Raw genomic sequence first — 16278 nt, 5'->3', positions numbered from 1 at the left:
ACTGTCCTGGCGGAGAAGAATGCCGTGCCCCGCGCCTGCTTCACGAAAGGGCGCGAGCGAAGCGGTGGCGGGCGTCATCGGCCCGCCAACGCATATCGTCCGGGCAGTAGGAAAGCGCCCGTTCAGCGGTTGAACTTCTCGCCCGCCTCGGCCTTCCGGCGCAGGTAATCGCTCACCGGCAGGCCGTGCTTCTCCAGACCCGCGACAACGGTGTCGAGCCCGACCGTGTCGGCCCAGAACATCGGCCCGCCGGTGTAGAGCGGCCAGCCGTAGCCGTTGATCCACACGACATCGATGTCGCTGGCGCGCTGGGCCATCTTCTCGTCGAGAATCTTCGCGCCCTCGTTGACCATCGGGTAAAGCAGCCGCTCGCGGATCTCGTCCTTCGAGATCTCGCGCTGCTCCTTGCCTTCCTTCGCGGCGAAGTCGGCGATGATCTTTTTGGTCTCGTCCGAAGGGGTGCGGTTGCGCGCGGCGTCGTAGTCGTAATAGCCCTTGCCCGCCTTCTGCCCGAACCGCCCCGCGGCGCACAGCGCATCGCGGATCGTTTCGATCTTCGACGGGTCGCGGTGCCAGCCGATGTCGGTGCCGGCGAGGTCGCCCATCTGGAACGGCCCCATCGGAAAGCCGAATTCGAGCAGGACGTCGTCGATCTCCCAGTAGTTCGCGCCCTCCATCAGCAAGGCATTGGCCTGCTGCTGGCGCGGGCTGAGCATCCGGTTGCCGATGAACCCTGGGCACACGCCCGAGACCACCGCCACCTTGCCGATCTTCTTGGCGAGCTTCATCGAGGTCGCCAGCACGTCGTCGCGGGTCTTCGCGCCGCGCACGATCTCGAGCAGCTTCATCACGTTGGCCGGTGAGAAGAAGTGCAGGCCGATGACATAGCCGGGGCGCTGGGTCGCAGTCGCGATCTCGTCGACGTTGAGGTAGCTGGTGTTCGAGGCGAGGATCGCGCCCTGTTTCACCACTTCGTCGAGCCTGGCGAAAACCTGCTTCTTGACGTCCATGTTCTCGTAGACCGCCTCGATCACGAGGTCGCAGTCGGCAAGGTCGGCATAGTCGAGCGTTGGCGTCAGCAGGCCCATCGCCTGCTCGACCTGTTCTTCGGTCATGCGGCCGCGCTTGGCGGTGTTCTCGTAGTTCTTGCGCATCGTGCCGGTGCCGCGGTCGAGCGCGTCCTGCTGCATCTCGAGAATGGTCACCGGGATGCCGGCGGACAGGAAATTCATCGAGATGCCGCCGCCCATCGTGCCGGCGCCGATCACGCCGACCTTCCTGATCGGGATCAGCGGGGTGTCGGCGGGGACGTCGTCGATCTTGTTCGCGGCGCGTTCGGCGAAGAAGTAGTGGCGCATCGCGGCCGACTGGGTGCCGGTCATGAGCTTCATGAACAGCTCGCGTTCCTTCTTCACCCCCTCGGCATAGGGCAGCTCGCCCGCCGCCTTGACCGCCTCGATCCCGGCGTTGGGCGCGTCGAACCCGCGGATCTTGCGCGCCTGCTTGTGGCGGAACTCGTCGAAGATGGCCGGGTTCTTGACCCCGTCCTGATTGGCGGAGCCTTCGCTGGCGCGCGGGACCGGCTGGCCGACCTTGCTCCGGGCGAAGGCGACGGCGTCGGCCTCGAGGCTGTCCTCGCCGACGATCGCGTCGACGAGGCCGATGGCTTGCGCCTTTTTCGCGCTGATCGGATCGCCGCCGACGACCATCGGCAGTGCCGCTTCGGCCCCGACGAGGCGCGGCAGCCGCTGGGTGCCCGCGGCGCCGGGGATCAGGCCGAGCTTGACTTCGGGCAGGCCGAGCTTCGCGCTCGGTACCGCGACGCGGTAATGGCAGGCGAGCGCGACCTCGCACCCGCCGCCCAGCGCCGTGCCGTGTATCGCGGCGACGACCGGCTTGTCGCTCGCCTCCATCGCGTCGAGCGTCTCGGGAAGGCTGGGGCCTTGCGGGGGCTTGCCGAACTCGGTGATGTCGGCGCCGGCAAAGAAAGTGCGCCCGTCGCAGCGGATGACCATCGCCTTGACGTCGTCGTCGGCGAGGCCTGCCTCGATCTCGCGCTTGAGGCCGGCGCGAACCGCCTGGCCGAGCGCGTTGACCGGCGGGTTGTCGGAAACGATGATCAGGACTTCGCCGTCGCGGCGGGATGAGATGGGGTCGGACATATCAGGCTCCTCAGGCGCGGCTGTCGGTCAGCGCGGAATAGATCAGGGTCTTCAATTGGCGGCGAATGGGGTAGGCGCTCGACGGGTAGACCTGGGTCATGAAGACCATCGTGATCCCCTCCACCGGATCGACGAAGAAGGCGGTCGAATAGGCACCGCCCCAGTAGAATTCGCCCTTGCTGGCGGGCATCAGCGTCTTGGCAGGGTCGATCACGGTGGCAAAGCCGAGCCCGAAGCCGACGCCCGCGTTCTGGCTTTCGGAGAACAGGCTTTGCGATAGCTGGGTCAGGTCCTGTCCGCCGGGCAGGTGGTTGGCGGTCATCAGGTGCAGCGTCTTGGGGGCGACGATCCGCGCCCCGTCGAGTTCGCCGCCGTTCACCAGCATGGTGACGAACCGCTGGTAATCCGCCGCGGTGGACACGAGGCCCCCGCCGCCGCTGTCGAACTTGCCGGGCAGGGCGAGCTTGCTGGTGGGGCCGGCGTCGATCAGCCGGGCGGGCTTACCGGGAACGTACTGATAGGCGTCGACCAGCCGGTCCGCCTGCCCCTCCGCCACGCCGAAAGCGGTGTCGGTCATGCCGAGCGGCTCGAAGATGTGCTGGCGGAAATAGTCGCCCAGCCGCATCCCGCTGATCCGCTCGACCGCGACGCCGAGCACGTCGGTCGAGACCGAGTAGTTCCACCGCTCGCCGGGAGAGAATTCGAGCGGGAGCTTGGACAGGCGCGAGATGAACTCGTCGGAATCGAGGTGCGCGCGGGCGAAATCGAAGTTGCTCTCGCGATAGGCGGCGTCGACGTTCGTTCGGTTCTGCAGGCCGTAGGTAAGGCCCGACATGTGCGTCAGGAGGTCGACGAAGCGCATCGGCCCTGCCGGCTTGCCCGGATGGAACGGCACCTGCCCGCTGCCGCCGCCGGCAAAGATCGACAGGTTCGCGAACTCGGGAAAAACCTTGGTAACCGGCTCCTCCAGCGCGACCTTGCACTGCTCGACGAGCTGCATGAACGCGATCGAGGTGACCGGCTTCGTCATGCTGGCGATGCGGAACAGCGCATCCTCGCGCAGGTCCTCGCGCCCTTCGCCCATGGTGCCGCAGCGCATCGAACAGACCGGGGTCCCGTCGCGCGCGACGATCAACTGCGCCATCGGCAGGCGGCCCCCGTCAACGTAGGCGCTGCGCAGGAACGGCTCGATGCGGGCAAGCCGTTCGGCATCGAAGCCGCAGGCGGCGGATTGCGTGGTGTCGAGCATGAAGCGATTCTCTCCCAAGGTCGCTGAAGCCAAGTGTCCTGCAGCCATACCCGGCTTTCCGCGAACGGCAACCTCGATCATGCGCGGGCGACCATACCATTCACCCGAAACTGCGCTTGCGCATGATACGTGAACCCGTAAACTGCGCTTCGAAAACAGAACTGGGAAGAGGGCTTGTGATGGGTGAAGCGAACCTGGCCGAGGCGATCGGCTGGACGCCTCCGGCCGGCTGGCCGGCAATCTCGCGCAGCGAGGCGCAGGCGCGGCTGACGGCGCCGGGCGAGCGGTTCGAGATGGAAACGGTCGAGATCCGCGGGATTCCCACCCGGGTGTGGAAGAACGCGCCGCCGAACCTGCGCGCACTGATGATGGTCGCCCGGATCCACGGCGAGCGGGAAGCCTTCATCTACGAGGACGAGCGGGTCACCTTCGCCGCCTTTCACCGCGCCGTGGCAAAGCTGGCGCAAGAGCTTCGCGATCGGGGCGTCCGGAAGGGCGACCGGGTCGCGCTCGCCATGCGCAACCTGCCCGAATGGCCGGTCGCGTTCTTCGCTTGCGTTACCATCGGGGCGATCTGCGTCCCGCTCAACGCTTGGTGGACCGGGCACGAGCTGGCCTATGGCCTCGCCGATTCGGGCACCACGCTGCTGATCTGCGACGACGAGCGCTGGGAGCGCATCGTGCCGCATCTTTCCGACATACCCTCGCTTCGACACGTGTTCGTTTCGCGTGCCCCCGGGGAGTTGACCGGACCGGCCGAACATCTCGAAAGCGTGATCGGGGCGCCCCCGACATGGGCCGGTCTGCCCGATGCCGAAATCCCGGCCGAGGACATCGCGCCCGATGACGACGCGACGATCTTCTACACCAGCGGCACGACCGGGAACCCCAAGGGCGCGCTCGGTACCCACCGCAACCTCGTCACCAACATCTTCTCAAGCGGCTACAACGCGTGCGTTGCGGCGCTGCGCCGGGGCGAGCAACCACCCGAACCCGCGCACAAGACATCGCTCACCGTCATTCCGCTGTTCCACGTCACCGCGTGTTCGGCCGGGCTGATGGGGATGGTCGCGGCGGGGAACACCGCGATCTTCATGCGCCGCTGGGACCCGGTGAAGGCGTTCGAGATCATCGAGCGCGAGAAGGTCAACGCGACCGGCGGCGTGCCGACGATCGCCTGGCAGCTGATCGAGCATCCCGACCGCGACAAGTACGACCTCTCCAGTCTCGAGGCGATCGCCTATGGCGGCGCGCCTTCCGCGCCCGAGCTGGTCCGCAAGATCCGCGAGGTCTTCGGCGCGCTCCCGGGCAATGGCTGGGGCATGACCGAGACGATGGCGACTGTGACGGGGCATTCGAGCGAGGACTACCTCAATCGCCCGACGAGCTGCGGCCCGCCGGTCGCGGTCGCGGACCTCAAGATCATGAGCGAGGATGGCAGCCGCGAAATGCCGGTCGGCGAAGTCGGCGAACTGTGGGCGCGCGGTCCGATGGTGGTGAAGGGGTACTGGAACAAGCCGGAGGCGACTGCCGAGACCTTCGTCGACGGCTGGGTCCGCACCGGCGACCTCGCCCGGCTCGACGAGGAGGGCTTCTGCTACATCGTCGACCGCGCCAAGGACATGATCCTGCGGGGAGGGGAGAACATCTACTCGTCCGAGGTCGAGAACGTGCTCTACGACCATCCCGCGGTGACCGACGCCGCGCTGGTCGGCATTCCGCACCATACCCTCGGCGAAGAGCCGGCCGCGGTGGTGCATCTGGCACCCGGCGCGCACGCCACCGAGGCTGAATTGCAGGCCTGGGTCGCCGAGCGTCTGGCGAAGTTCAAGGTGCCGGTGCGCATCCTGTTCACCGAGGAGACGCTGCCCCGCAACGCCAACGGCAAGATATTGAAAAAGGACCTCAAGTCATTGTTCGACAACCCCGTCGAGGCGGGATAGGCGTTTCGCGATGGGCGGGGCAAGGCCATCCCGGGGAAGCGAGACCGCGCGTTTCGGGCGCCGGCGCGAGGACGTCATCCACGCGGCGTCCGCGCTGATCAACGAGCTCGGCGTGAAGGGTACCACCTTCGCCGAACTTGCCCGCTCGGTCGGGCTGAACGCGACCAGCATCACCTACTACTTCGACCGCAAGGACAAGCTCGTCGTCGCGGTGTTTGCCGCGACGCTGGACTGGCTCGAGGAAGCGGCCAGGAATGCGGCAGAGGAATCCGAGCCAGCTGATCGCCTGCGCGCGTTCATCGCCGCCCATGTCGAACTGCGGCGGCGCATCCGGCTGGGCGAAAAGGGACTGATCACCGCGCTGAGCGAGATTCGCACCCTCGACGAGGAGGCGCAGGCACCGCTGCTGGCCCAGTATGGCCGGATCGTCGACTGCGTGCGCGGGTTCTTCGGCGATTCCCGAACCGGGGCCCGCCGCGCGCTGGACACCGCGCGGGCCCACATCCTGCTCGAGACGATGTTCTGGTGGCCCATATGGTCGCTGCGCTACTCGATCCGGGACTTCGAACGGCTCGAGGAGCGGATATTCGACATTTTCGCCAACGGACTCGCGGCTCGGCCGGGCGACTGGTCGCCGCTGCCCCTGGTCAACGACGCATGGCGCAGCAATGCCGATGGCGACGCCGAGATCGGTGACGCGTTCCTGCGCGCGGCGACGGTCATGATCAACCAGCGCGGCTACCGCGGGGCCTCGGTCAACCGGATTGCAGCGGCGCTCAATGTTACCAAGGGCAGTTTCTACCACCACCACGACGCCAAGGACGATCTCGTCTTCGAGTGCTTCCAGAAGAGCTACGACCGCCTGTCGGCCGCGCAGATCGCCGCGCGCGATCTGGACGCAGGCGGCTGGACGCAGATCGCCAGCGCGCTGGCGGAACTGATTGACCTGCAGTTCAACGACGCGATGCCCCTGTTGCGCACTGCCGCGCTCCAGGCCCTGCCAAGCGACGAGCGTGGCAGCGTCGTCGTGCGGTCGAACCGGCTCGCGAACCGTTTTGCCGGCATGATTGCCGACGGCATCGCCGATGGCAGCGTCCGCGCGGTCGATCCGATGGTGGCGAGCCAGATGATCATGCCCGCGTTGAACGGCGCCTACGAGGCGCGTGCCTGGGCGGCCCGCCAGCCCGATGCAGCGAGCGCGGTCAGGCTCTACGCCTGGACCCTGTGCGCCGGGGTCTTCACCGACCCGCCCGACCTCGGCTGATTTTCAAGTTTGCAAGAGAAAAGGGCCGGGCGGTTTCCCGCCCGGCCCCCTTTTCTGCCCCCTGCTGGATCAGAACTTGACCTTGGCGCCCAAGGTGAAGTTGCGGCCGATGGCGTTGCCGATGAACGGGTTGTAGCCCAGCGGCAGATAGGCGTCGGCCGGTTCTTCGTCGAAGATGTTGCGCACCGCGGCGGTAAGCTGGATCTGCGCGAAGGTGACCGGCAGGGTGTAGTTCGCGACCAGGTCGTGCTGCATGTACGAACCGCTGTTCCGTCCGAAGTCGCTGCCACCGCTGGGAGTGCCGGCGATCGGCTGGCAGAGTCCCGTCTTGCCCGCGCAGCGCTCGTCGAACACGCTCGAGATGTAGGTCACGCCGTAACGCAGGTTCAAACCGCCGGTGTTGACGTTGAGATACCCGTTGGCCCGCCATTCGGGCAGGGTGCCCGGATCGCGGAAGTAGTTTCCGAACCCGACCGCATCATAGGCACTGGTCACGAGGACCGACCCGACAAAGAAGTCATCGGTCTGATACTTCAGGTTGTAGGTCGCGTTGCCGCCGATCGAAACGACCCCGAAGCCCGCATCGAGATCGTAGTTGAGCGCGAAGTCGAGGCCTTGCACCTTGACGTCCGGCCCGTTGACCCACTGGGTGCGCACGCGGGCGATGTCGAGCCCGGTCGTGGTGCCCTGGAAGCAGGTGTTGCCCGAGAACGTGATCAGATTGCGCAGTTCGGCGGAGCAGTTGATCAGGCGCGTGCCGTTGGCGGTAAGGGCGCCGGTCGCCACCGACGAAGCGATGGCATCGGCCGGCGTGACGACGATCTGGTCCTTGAAATCGAAGCTCCAGAAATCGACGCTCGCGGTGAGGCCGCCGGTCTTCACGATCGCACCCACGTTATAGGTCAGCGCCGTTTCCGGATTGAGGCCGGGGTTGCCGTAGAGGTCGACCGACTTGTAGTTGCCGCCGGTGGCGGTCAGACCCGCCAGCGCGGTGATAAAGTTGGGGTCGACGTTGCTCGCCAGAGGCCCGCGGAAGGTCGTGCCGATCGAGCCGCGCAGCGTGAGCCACGGGGTCGCCTCGAAGCGGAACGACGCCTTGGGATTGATGGTCGAACCGATCGGGCTACCATAATCCTCGTAACGCACCGCCCCCGAAATCTCGAGCGTGTCGAGAACCGGAAGCTGGACTTCCGCGAACAGCGCGCGAACGTCCTGCGACAGCTGGATCGGACGCGAACCGCCAAGGAAGATGAACGGCCCGACGCCCTCGGTGACGGTGCCGACGCAGCTCCGGTCGCCTTCCCTGAAGCAGGGATTGACGTTGAGGTTGGAAACGTCGCTCAGCGGCCGGCTCGAGAAATTGTTCTCACGGTACTGTGCGCCGACCGCGAAGGCCACTTCGCCGCCTGGCAGGCTCCAGCCCGTTTCACCCGAGATGACCGCATCGAGCACGAACTGTTCCTCGCGCTGGAAGGTGCCGACCGGAACCTGCAGCCATGACAGCAATTCCGGACTGTTCTCGGCGCCGGGGACATAGAACGGGTTGGAAATGCCGAGGGCCGGGTTGCTCGGCCCCGCGTTCACGAACGGATTGAACCACAGGCACCCGTTGGCCCCCGGCGTGGTGCCGGTGCAGTTAGGACCGCCGAAGCCGTTGAGCGCGTTCTGGAGCCGCGAACCGACGATGTCGGGGGCGTAGAACTCACGCGACGAACGCCAGTAGGTGCCGTCGACAGCCAGCGAGAGGCTGGGCGAAAGATCGAACTCGAAGCCCGAATTCACACGCCACGCGTTGTTCTTCGCCGAACCGGTACCCGCGCCGCGTTCGGGGTCAAGCGGATTGCCGAGGAAGCCGAGCGGCCGGTAGTAGACGTTGGTGATGCGGAACAGCGTGCCGTTCGCGCCGCCGGAAGGCGGCAGGCCCTGCTGCGCAAGAAAGGCGGCCACGCCCGGGTTGTTCGGCGAGGTGGTGAAGGCGCTGATGAAGCCCGAACCGTTCGGCCCCTGCGTGGGCGGGAACGACGGCGAGTAGTTGAGGCTCTCGAGGTCGGTCTTGGCCCACAGGGCGCTCGCGTGCCAGCGGGTGGAATCGGTGATGTCGACCGATGCCTGTCCGTAGACCTGGTAGCGGTCTTCTTCCTCGGTGATGTTGTCGTAGGGGATGTAGGTGAAACGGCACACCGGGCTGGTGAAGTAGCCGCCGAGCTGGGTGCAGCCCATGTCGGGACGCGTGATAGTGGTGGGACCGGGGTTGAGGTAGGTCACCGCGAACAGGCCCGGCGTCGCAAGGGCCGAATAGCCCGACGCGTTCACGTCATAGCTCTGCTGGGTATAGTCGCGCGCGGTGGTCGCCAGTTCGGACCGGTGCTGCCAGCCCGCGCCGACCATGATGTTGGCCGAACCGAAGTTCTTCCCGATCAGCCCGCTTACGTTGTAGTTGCCGTCCGACCCCTTGATGAAGGTCCAGTCGCCGGCGACTTCCACCCCGTCGAACCGATCGCGGGTGATGAAGTTGGCGACGCCCGCGATGGCGTCGGACCCGTAGGTCGCGGCAGCGCCGTCCTTCAGGATCTCGACCCGCTGGAGCGCGAAGAGCGGGATCAGGTTGGTATCGGCGAACCCGTCACCCGGCGCCTGGATCGTGCGCTTGCCGTTGAGGAGAACCAGCGTGCGGGTGAAGCCGAGGCCGCGAAGGTTGATCGAGCCGTTGCCCTGGAAACCCTGCGCGGCGGTGGAGAACTGGTTGGTGTCGCCCAGCACCGAGCCGACCGAGGGCAGTTCCTTGATGAACTGGAGCGGCGAGGTGACCCCCTTTTCGGCAAGGTCATCGGAAGAGAACACGTCGACCGGCAGCGCGGCGTCTTCCGGCGTGCCCCTGATCAGCGTGCCGGTGACCACGATCTCGCGCGCGGGCGGGGCGGTGCCGGCGTCGTCGCCCGGATCGGGATCGGTCGCCTGGGCAAAGGCAGCACTTCCATACATGCCTGCAGTAAGCGCGAGGCAGGCACAGGTGTGGCGCAAAGCTGTCTTGATCATCGGTTTCCTCTCCTGTCCGAACATATGCGTTCGCTTCCCGCGTTTGGCGCGGATACCCATTTCTCGAAATTGAATGACAATGGCGGCCCGCTGTCAAGGCGGATCGGCCGTTTTCTCTCGGGATTCGGGCAATAATCCGCCAATGTTGGATTTGTGCAACGACCAAACCGCGAAACCCTAACCAAAGTTCTTGCGGGTCCGCGGTTCGCGCACCGCGAAGGTCATCAGGCCGAGTGCTCCGACGAGCGCGATAAGCACCAGCGCGAACAGGGGGGTAAAGCCCGCGGCGGCCACAAGAAGGCCCGCGAGCACCGGCCCGGCAGCCGCGACGAACCCTTCGGCCGTGGTCACGAAGGCGAGGCGCATGGGGATGTCCTCGTGCGCGCCGAATTCGAGCACCATCGTGGTCGAGGCGAGCATCCAGCCCGACCCTCCGGCACCGAGGAGCACGAACGCAAAATAGATCGGCGCGGCGGTGGCGGAAACGAGGAGCAGGCCGACCCCGGCGATCACCGATGCCAGCGACAGGATGTAGACGATCCGGAAGCCGAAGCGGTCGCCCATGCCGCCCCACAGCAGGTTCGAGACGGTGTCCGCGCCGAGAAAGGCGAGGCTGAGCCCCCCGATGAGCGCCCCGCTGAGGCCCAGGCGCTGGCCGGCATAGACCGTCCAGAACGGTCCGCCGATGCGGATCGCGGTGGCGAGCGCCTGGGTGCCGATGAACCGCGCGAAGTCCTTGTCCTCGAGCAGTTGCGGAAACTGCCGGATCCGCTCGCGCAAGGGGATGACCGGGCGCGAGGCGGGCGCGGCCGGCTCGCGGATCATGGTCTGCAGCACGAGCAGCCCCGCGCTGGTCAGCACGAAGGCGAACAGGAACGTCGTCGAATAGCCGTTGCCGAGCCACTCGCGGTCAATGAAGTAATGGCCCGCCACCCACGCCAGCGCCGCGGCGATCAGCCCTCCGGCGAGGTTGCGATATCCCTGAAGCCGCCCGCGCCGGTCGATCGGGATGACCTTGGCCATGAGCATCTGGAAGGCGACCCGCTGCGCGCCGTTGAAGAACCCGAGGAACAGGAACAGGCCCAGCGTGACCCATACGAGCGCGCTGCCCGTCAGCGTCCAGCCGGCGATCGCGAGGCCGAGGATGGCGACGCGCATCATCGATCCCACTCGGATCGAGTAGGGCAGGATGTGGCTGCGATGCTCGATCCGCGCGCCGCTGAGGATCGGCGAGACGGTCGCCCCGAGCTGGAGCAGCGCGGTGCCGAGGCCGACCGCGGCCGGACTGCCGGTGATCGCCAGCAGGTATGCGGGGATGATCGTGGGCGCGTAGATCAGCCGGAACCCGGTCATCCCGAGCACGCCGTGGACGAGGTTCGCGGTATAGTTTCGTCGCAGGTTTTCCTGCACAAAGCGTGCGTGGCGCGCGAAGGAGTCGCCCTCGCCGGGATCGGCGAGGGCGTCGTCCTGGATGGGCTCTACCGAATTCAGTAGCCCGCGAGCCGGGCGAAGCGGTCCTTGAGGAACCCGCTCGAACCCCAACTCGCCTCGAGCACGCGGGCGCGCTTGAGGTAGAAGCCGACATCGTATTCGTCGGTCATGCCGATGCCGCCGTGAAGCTGGATGCCCTCGCGACTCATCGTGTGGAGCACCCGGTTCGCTTCGGCCTTGGCGATGCAGGCGGCGCGCGGAATGCCGTATCCGCCGTCGAGCGCGTCAAGCCCACCCTCGACCGCGCTGCGCATCATCGCGAGGTCGCCGAACAGGTCCGCCATGCGGTGTTGCAGGGCCTGGAAGCTGGCCAGCACCTGGTTGAACTGCACGCGCTGCTTCAGGTAGTCGAGCGTCACGTCGAACACCTGCTGCGCCATGCCGAGCATCTCGGCCGCAGTGAGGATGCGCGCCCGGTCGAGCACCTTGTCGAGCAGGTCGTCGCCGCCGCCGGCCAGCCTGTCCGCCGCGGCGCCGTCGAACGTCACCTCGGCGTGGCTGCGCTGGTCGGTCAGCTTGCGGTCGGACAGCGACACGCCGTCGCCCTTTTCGACGAGGTAGAGCCCATCGGCTGCGGCCACCACGAACAGCGAGGCGCCGTGCGCCTCGTGCACGAAGGCCTTGGTGCCGCTGAGCTTGCCGCCGTCGACCTTCGCCGCGACTTTGCCGTCGTGGCGCGCGGATTCGTCGATCGCCAGCGTGCCGACGACTTCGCCGCTCGCCAGTTTCGGCAACCACTTTGCCTTCTGCTCGTCGCTTCCGCCCAGCACGATCGCGCTCGCCGCAAGCGTCGTCGCGACGAGCGGGCTGGCGGTAAGCGTCTTGCCGAGTTCCTCGACAACGAGCCCGGCGCTCATCCAGCCGAAGTCGCTGCCGCCGTATTCCTCGGGAATGACGATCCCGGCCCATCCCATCTGCGCCATCGTCTGGAAGGCGTCGGGCGAATAGCCCTCGGCGGGCTTCTCGGCACGGACCTTGCGGAAGGCGGCCACCGGGCTCTCGTTGCTCGCCCAGTCGCGCGCCATGTCGCGCAGCATTTCCTGTTCTTCGTTGAGGACAGCCATTTTTCTCGTTCCCTTGTCCTGCCGGTCTTACTGGTGGTCCAGCATGCCGAGCACGCGCTTGGCGATGATGTTGTTCTGGATCTCGGTCGATCCGCCGTAGATCGTGGTCGCCTTGCCGAAGAGCCAGGCGCGCACGCCCGCGAGTTCGGTGTCGGTGAAGCCGTCGCCTTCCCAGCCGAGGCCCTGGAGGCCCATGATCTCGATCGACAGCTCGGCGCGTTCCTGGCCGAGCTTGGTGCCGAGCTTCTTCAGCACCGAGCTGATCTCGCTTACGCCGCCCGCCGCCTTGCTTTCCTCGACCGCACGGCGCGCGGTGAGCAGGAACGACTGCCAGCGTATCTCGAAGTCGGCGATCCGGTCGCGCAGCACCGCATCGACGATTCGCCCGTCGCTGTCGGTCTCGAGGTACTTCTTGGCCATGTCGGCGAGGCTCGATCCCATCAGCGAGGCGAGGCCGCCGCCGCCCGACAGGTTTGTCCGTTCGTGCTGCAGCAGCCGCTTGCCGATCGTCCAGCCCTGGCCTTCCTGCCCGACGAGGTTCTTCTTGGGCACCTTCACGTCGGTGAAGAAGGTCTCGCAGAACGGGCTCATCCCGCTGATCATCTGGATCGGGCGCACTTCGACGCCGGGCGAATCCATGTCGATCAACATGAAGCTGATGCCCTTGTGCTTGTCGCTCTTGTCGGTGCGGACGATGGCGAAGCACTTGTCCGCCCACTGGCCGCCGCTGGTCCAGGTCTTCTGGCCGTTGACGAGGTAGTGGTCGCCCTTGTCCTCGGCGAAGGTCTGAAGGTTGGCGAGGTCGGACCCTGCGTTGGGTTCGGAATAGCCCTGGCACCAGCGGATCTCGCCGCGGCAGATCGGCGGGATGTGCTCCTTCTTCTGCTCCTCGCTGCCGTATTCGAGCAGGGTGGGGCCGAACATCATCACGCCCATGCCGCCGATCGGGTTGTAGGCGCCCGCCTTGGCCATTTCCTCCTGGAGGATGCGCGCCTGCTTCTTGGTCAGGCCGCCGCCGCCGTATTCCTTCGGCCAGGTCGGCGTGCCCCAGCCGCGGCTGCCCATCGCCTCGCGCCATTTCTTCTGGAGCTCGGTCTCCTTCGTCGGTCCCTCGACACTGGCGAGCGCGTTGCCCTTGCCCTTCAGTTCGGGCGGGAAGCTCTCGGCCAGGAACGCGCGCACTTCTTCGCGAAAGGCCTCGTCGGCGTTCGCTTCCTTCGGTTCGGCAAGGGTCGCCATCGTCGTTCTCCTCAGTCGTTCATCGCGCCGGCGCACCCAGCGGAGCGTCACGCTGCTGTTGTTCGCGCGCTTCGGCCTCGCGGGCGCGCAGGATTTCCACGTTGCGCTCGTGGCGGGCGCGCGTGATCGGATAGAACAGCAGGATCAGCGCGCCGATGGTCCACAGACCGATCGAGGTCGGGATATAGTGGATCAGCAGGCTGTCGACCACTGCGGGATCGAGCGTCGCCGGATTGGCCTTTTCCGGGAACGACGAAGCGGCGAGCACCTGGCCGGCGGCGAAGATCCCGAGCGCGTTCGAGCACTGCTGCATGAAGCTGGAGGCGGAAAAGAAGGTGCCTGCCGAGTGGGTGCCGGTTTCGACCTCGCTGTCCTCGACGACGTCGGCCAGCATCGAGCTGGTGTTGATCAGCGAGATCGCGACCATCGAGCCATAGACCGCGCCGATCAGGAACAGGACAGGCACCAGGAGCGCGTCGCCGGGCACGAAGAACAGGTCGAAATAGGACAATAGCAACGGGGTCAGGCCGATCGATACCCCGAGCACCGCGAAGATCATCGAGCTGGCGCGTTTGCCGAGCCAGTTCGACATGACCGGCGCGAGCGGCGCGGCGAGCGTGGCGGCGACGAAGCTGTCGAGCGTGAGCAGGGCAAGCTGCCCGGTATTGAGCTTGAACAGGTAGGTGCCGAAATAGAGCGTCGTGGCGCTGTAGAGCCCGATCGCGGTATACTTGAACACCCCGAAACCGAAGATCGCCAGGAACCCCCGGTTGCGGAAGGCGGCGAGCATTTCGCGCAGGTGCTGGGACAGCGGCATCCGGGGATCGCCCGCCTGGCCGGCTGCCTGCCGCATATAGGGAATGCGGTTGTGCGTGGAGGCCGCGCAGACAAGGATCGCCACGAATATCAACGCTGCGCCGAGTGAGGCGAAACCCACGTAGCTTTCAGGATTGAGTTGGCCTCGCGGGTACGCGTCGCTCTCGACGAAAATGAACGCGAGGCTGAACGAGGTGAAGCCATAGGCGCCCGCGTAGCCGAACCAGTAGCGCAGCGAGAACAGCCTAGTGCGCTCCGTGTATATCGGTGTCAGCTCGGGATTCATCGCCGCGGCGTTGATCTCGAACGCGCTGATCGACGCGCGGGTCGCGGCGGCGAAGGCGAAAATCCACCAGCCGAGCTGGACGTGACTGAGCCCGTCGGGGGGGAACCAGGTGAGGAAGAAGAAGATCGTCGTCGGCAGCGCGGCCGCGTACATGAACGGATGGCGCCGTCCCCATCGCGAACGGGTGACGTCGGCCCAGCGGCCCAGGAACGGATCGACCACCGCGTCGACCAGCAGGGTCATCGCCAGCGCTGTGCCGACGATCGCCGCGGGCACTCCGACGACCTGGTTGAAGTAGAGCATCAGGTAGCTCGAGAACGCGGCCGTCTTGATCCCGTTGGCCATCGCCCCGGCGCCGTAGCCGATGCGCGTGCCGAGCCCGAGTTTGGGCGCATCCACCGGAGTCAAGCGACGGCCTCCGCCGCGTCGGCGATCTCGCCGACCGGATCGGGGTAGAGCTCCTGCGCCAGTGCGCGGCGGCTGAGCAGCGAATAGTCGGGGAACACCGGGTCCCTCACGTCGCGATAGGCCTTCAGGTGCTGCTTCGCGACGGTCACCTTGTGCACCTCGGTCGGGCCGTCGGCGATGCCCATGACCATTGCCGCGATCAGCCCGCCTACGAACGGCATTTCGTTCGACACGCCGAGCGATCCGTGGATGTGGATGCAGCGCTTGGCGATGTCGGCATAGACCTTGGGCATCAGCGCCTTGATTGCCGCGATGTCCTTGCGGACCTTGCGGTAGTCGTTGTGCTTGTCGATCGCCCACGCGGTCTTGAGCACGAAGAGCTTGAACTGCTCGAGCTCGATATAGCTGTCGGCGATGTCGAACTGGACGGCCTGGAAATCGGCGAGGGTGCCGGTGCGCGTGGTGCGGCTGACCGCGCGGCGGCTCATCCTGTCGAGCAGCTTGCGGCAATTGCCCACCGTGCGCATCGCGTGGTGGACGCGCCCTCCGCCGAGGCGGGTCTGCGAGATCGCGAAGGCGCCGCCGCGCTCCCCCAGCAGGTGATCGGCGGGCACGCGCACGTCGGTGTAGCGGACGTAGCTCTCGCTTCCGTCCGCCTGGCCGTAGACGCCCACGTTGCGGACGATCTCGACGCCGGGGGTGTCGACCGGAACGATGAACATGCTCATCCGCTCGTGGCGCGGCGCGTCGGGATCGGTGACCGCCATGACGATCAGGAAGTCGGCCCACTTGCCGTTGGTCGAGAACCATTTCTCGCCGTTGATCTTCCAGTGGTTGCCGTCCTGCTCGGCGCGGGTGACGAAATTGGTCGGGTCCGAACCGCCCTGCGGCTCGGTCATCGAGAACGCGCTGACGATCCTGTTGTCGAGCAGCGGCTGGAGATACTGCTCCTTCTGCTCGGGCGTACCGTAGTGCGCGATGATTTCGGCGTTGCCGGTGTCGGGCGCCTGGCAGCCGAACACGATCGGGGCGAACGATGCCCCGCCGATCAGCTCGTTCATCAGGCCGAGCTTGACCTGGCCGTACCCCTGACCGCCGAGCTCGGGGCTGAGATGGCAGGCCCACAGCCCCTTGTCCTTCACCTCCTGCTGGAGCGGATGGACGAGCGCGTTGCGGCGCGGATTCTTCACGTCATAGGGGTGGATGCCGAGGTGGCCGAGCGGCTCGACCTTTTCCTCGATGAACTCCGCCATCCAGTCGAGTTTTTTCTGGAAGTCGGGATCGGTTTCGAAATCCCACGCCATTCAGATCTCTCCCGCG

10 protein-coding genes are annotated in these 16278 nt (G+C 66.3%); 2 read left to right on the top strand and 8 right to left on the bottom strand.

Annotated elements, in window-relative coordinates; translation table 11 throughout:
• Nucleotides 1-122: 122 nt before the first annotated feature.
• On the bottom strand, nt 123-2162 hold the full coding sequence (locus N0B51_RS08160) for a 3-hydroxyacyl-CoA dehydrogenase NAD-binding domain-containing protein (protein ID WP_259961812.1): 2040 nt from the start codon (nt 2160-2162) through the stop codon (nt 123-125).
• Nucleotides 2163-2172: 10 nt separating this feature from the next.
• Nucleotides 2173-3411 carry a serine hydrolase domain-containing protein gene (locus N0B51_RS08155; RefSeq protein ID WP_259961863.1) on the bottom strand — a complete coding sequence of 413 codons (1239 nt, stop codon included), beginning with the start codon at nt 3409-3411 and terminating at the stop codon, nt 2173-2175.
• Nucleotides 3412-3590: 179 nt separating this feature from the next.
• Here N0B51_RS08155 and N0B51_RS08150 point away from each other — a divergent pair, with 179 nt between their 5' ends.
• Together N0B51_RS08150 and N0B51_RS08145 are read left to right on the top strand one after the other, a co-directional pair.
• A complete protein-coding gene (locus N0B51_RS08150; protein ID WP_259961811.1) occupies nt 3591-5354 on the top strand; it encodes a class I adenylate-forming enzyme family protein in 1764 nt (587 codons plus the stop codon).
• A gap of 10 nt (nt 5355-5364) precedes the next feature.
• Complete coding sequence (locus tag N0B51_RS08145) at nt 5365-6618, top strand: TetR/AcrR family transcriptional regulator (protein WP_259961810.1); 1254 nt, start codon at nt 5365-5367, stop codon at nt 6616-6618.
• A 69-nt stretch (nt 6619-6687) separates the two neighbouring features.
• Here N0B51_RS08145 and N0B51_RS08140 read toward each other — a convergent pair whose 3' ends face one another.
• The 6 genes from N0B51_RS08140 to N0B51_RS08115 form a co-directional block, all read right to left on the bottom strand.
• On the bottom strand, nt 6688-9654 hold the full coding sequence (locus tag N0B51_RS08140) for a TonB-dependent receptor domain-containing protein (protein ID WP_259961809.1): 2967 nt from the start codon (nt 9652-9654) through the stop codon (nt 6688-6690).
• A gap of 177 nt (nt 9655-9831) precedes the next feature.
• Nucleotides 9832-11064, bottom strand: a complete 1233-nt coding sequence (locus N0B51_RS08135; RefSeq protein ID WP_259961808.1) for an MFS transporter — start codon at nt 11062-11064, stop codon at nt 9832-9834.
• A gap of 77 nt (nt 11065-11141) precedes the next feature.
• Nucleotides 11142-12209, bottom strand: a complete 1068-nt coding sequence (locus tag N0B51_RS08130; RefSeq protein WP_259961807.1) for an acyl-CoA dehydrogenase family protein — start codon at nt 12207-12209, stop codon at nt 11142-11144.
• A gap of 27 nt (nt 12210-12236) precedes the next feature.
• Entirely contained in the window at nt 12237-13448 is a 1212-nt protein-coding gene (locus N0B51_RS08125; protein WP_259961806.1) for an acyl-CoA dehydrogenase family protein, read from the bottom strand.
• A 19-nt stretch (nt 13449-13467) separates the two neighbouring features.
• Nucleotides 13468-14949, bottom strand: coding sequence for an MFS transporter (locus N0B51_RS08120; RefSeq protein ID WP_259961805.1), 1482 nt, complete (start codon nt 14947-14949; stop codon nt 13468-13470).
• A 5-nt stretch (nt 14950-14954) separates the two neighbouring features.
• On the bottom strand, nt 14955-16262 hold the full coding sequence (locus tag N0B51_RS08115) for an acyl-CoA dehydrogenase family protein (RefSeq protein ID WP_259961804.1): 1308 nt from the start codon (nt 16260-16262) through the stop codon (nt 14955-14957).
• Between the last annotated feature and the right edge of the window lie 16 nt (nt 16263-16278).

The organism is Tsuneonella litorea, assembly GCF_025154015.1.
In the GTDB taxonomy this organism is placed as follows: domain Bacteria; phylum Pseudomonadota; class Alphaproteobacteria; order Sphingomonadales; family Sphingomonadaceae; genus Tsuneonella; species Tsuneonella litorea.
Note: the sequence above shows the minus strand (reverse complement) of the source record. Positions and strands in the feature narration are given on the sequence as shown.

What these genes read in the sequence shown, in the direction of transcription:
- N0B51_RS08160 (WP_259961812.1), bottom strand. Translation starts at nt 2,162, where the DNA reads ATGTCCGACCCCATCTCATCCCGCCGCGACGGCGAAGTCCTGATCATC.
- N0B51_RS08155 (WP_259961863.1), bottom strand. Translation starts at nt 3,411, where the DNA reads ATGCTCGACACCACGCAATCCGCCGCCTGCGGCTTCGATGCCGAACGG.
- N0B51_RS08150 (WP_259961811.1), top strand. Translation starts at nt 3,591, where the DNA reads ATGGGTGAAGCGAACCTGGCCGAGGCGATCGGCTGGACGCCTCCGGCC.
- N0B51_RS08145 (WP_259961810.1), top strand. Translation starts at nt 5,365, where the DNA reads ATGGGCGGGGCAAGGCCATCCCGGGGAAGCGAGACCGCGCGTTTCGGG.
- N0B51_RS08140 (WP_259961809.1), bottom strand. Translation starts at nt 9,654, where the DNA reads ATGATCAAGACAGCTTTGCGCCACACCTGTGCCTGCCTCGCGCTTACT.
- N0B51_RS08130 (WP_259961807.1), bottom strand. Translation starts at nt 12,209, where the DNA reads ATGGCTGTCCTCAACGAAGAACAGGAAATGCTGCGCGACATGGCGCGC.
- N0B51_RS08125 (WP_259961806.1), bottom strand. Translation starts at nt 13,448, where the DNA reads ATGGCGACCCTTGCCGAACCGAAGGAAGCGAACGCCGACGAGGCCTTT.
- N0B51_RS08115 (WP_259961804.1), bottom strand. Translation starts at nt 16,262, where the DNA reads ATGGCGTGGGATTTCGAAACCGATCCCGACTTCCAGAAAAAACTCGAC.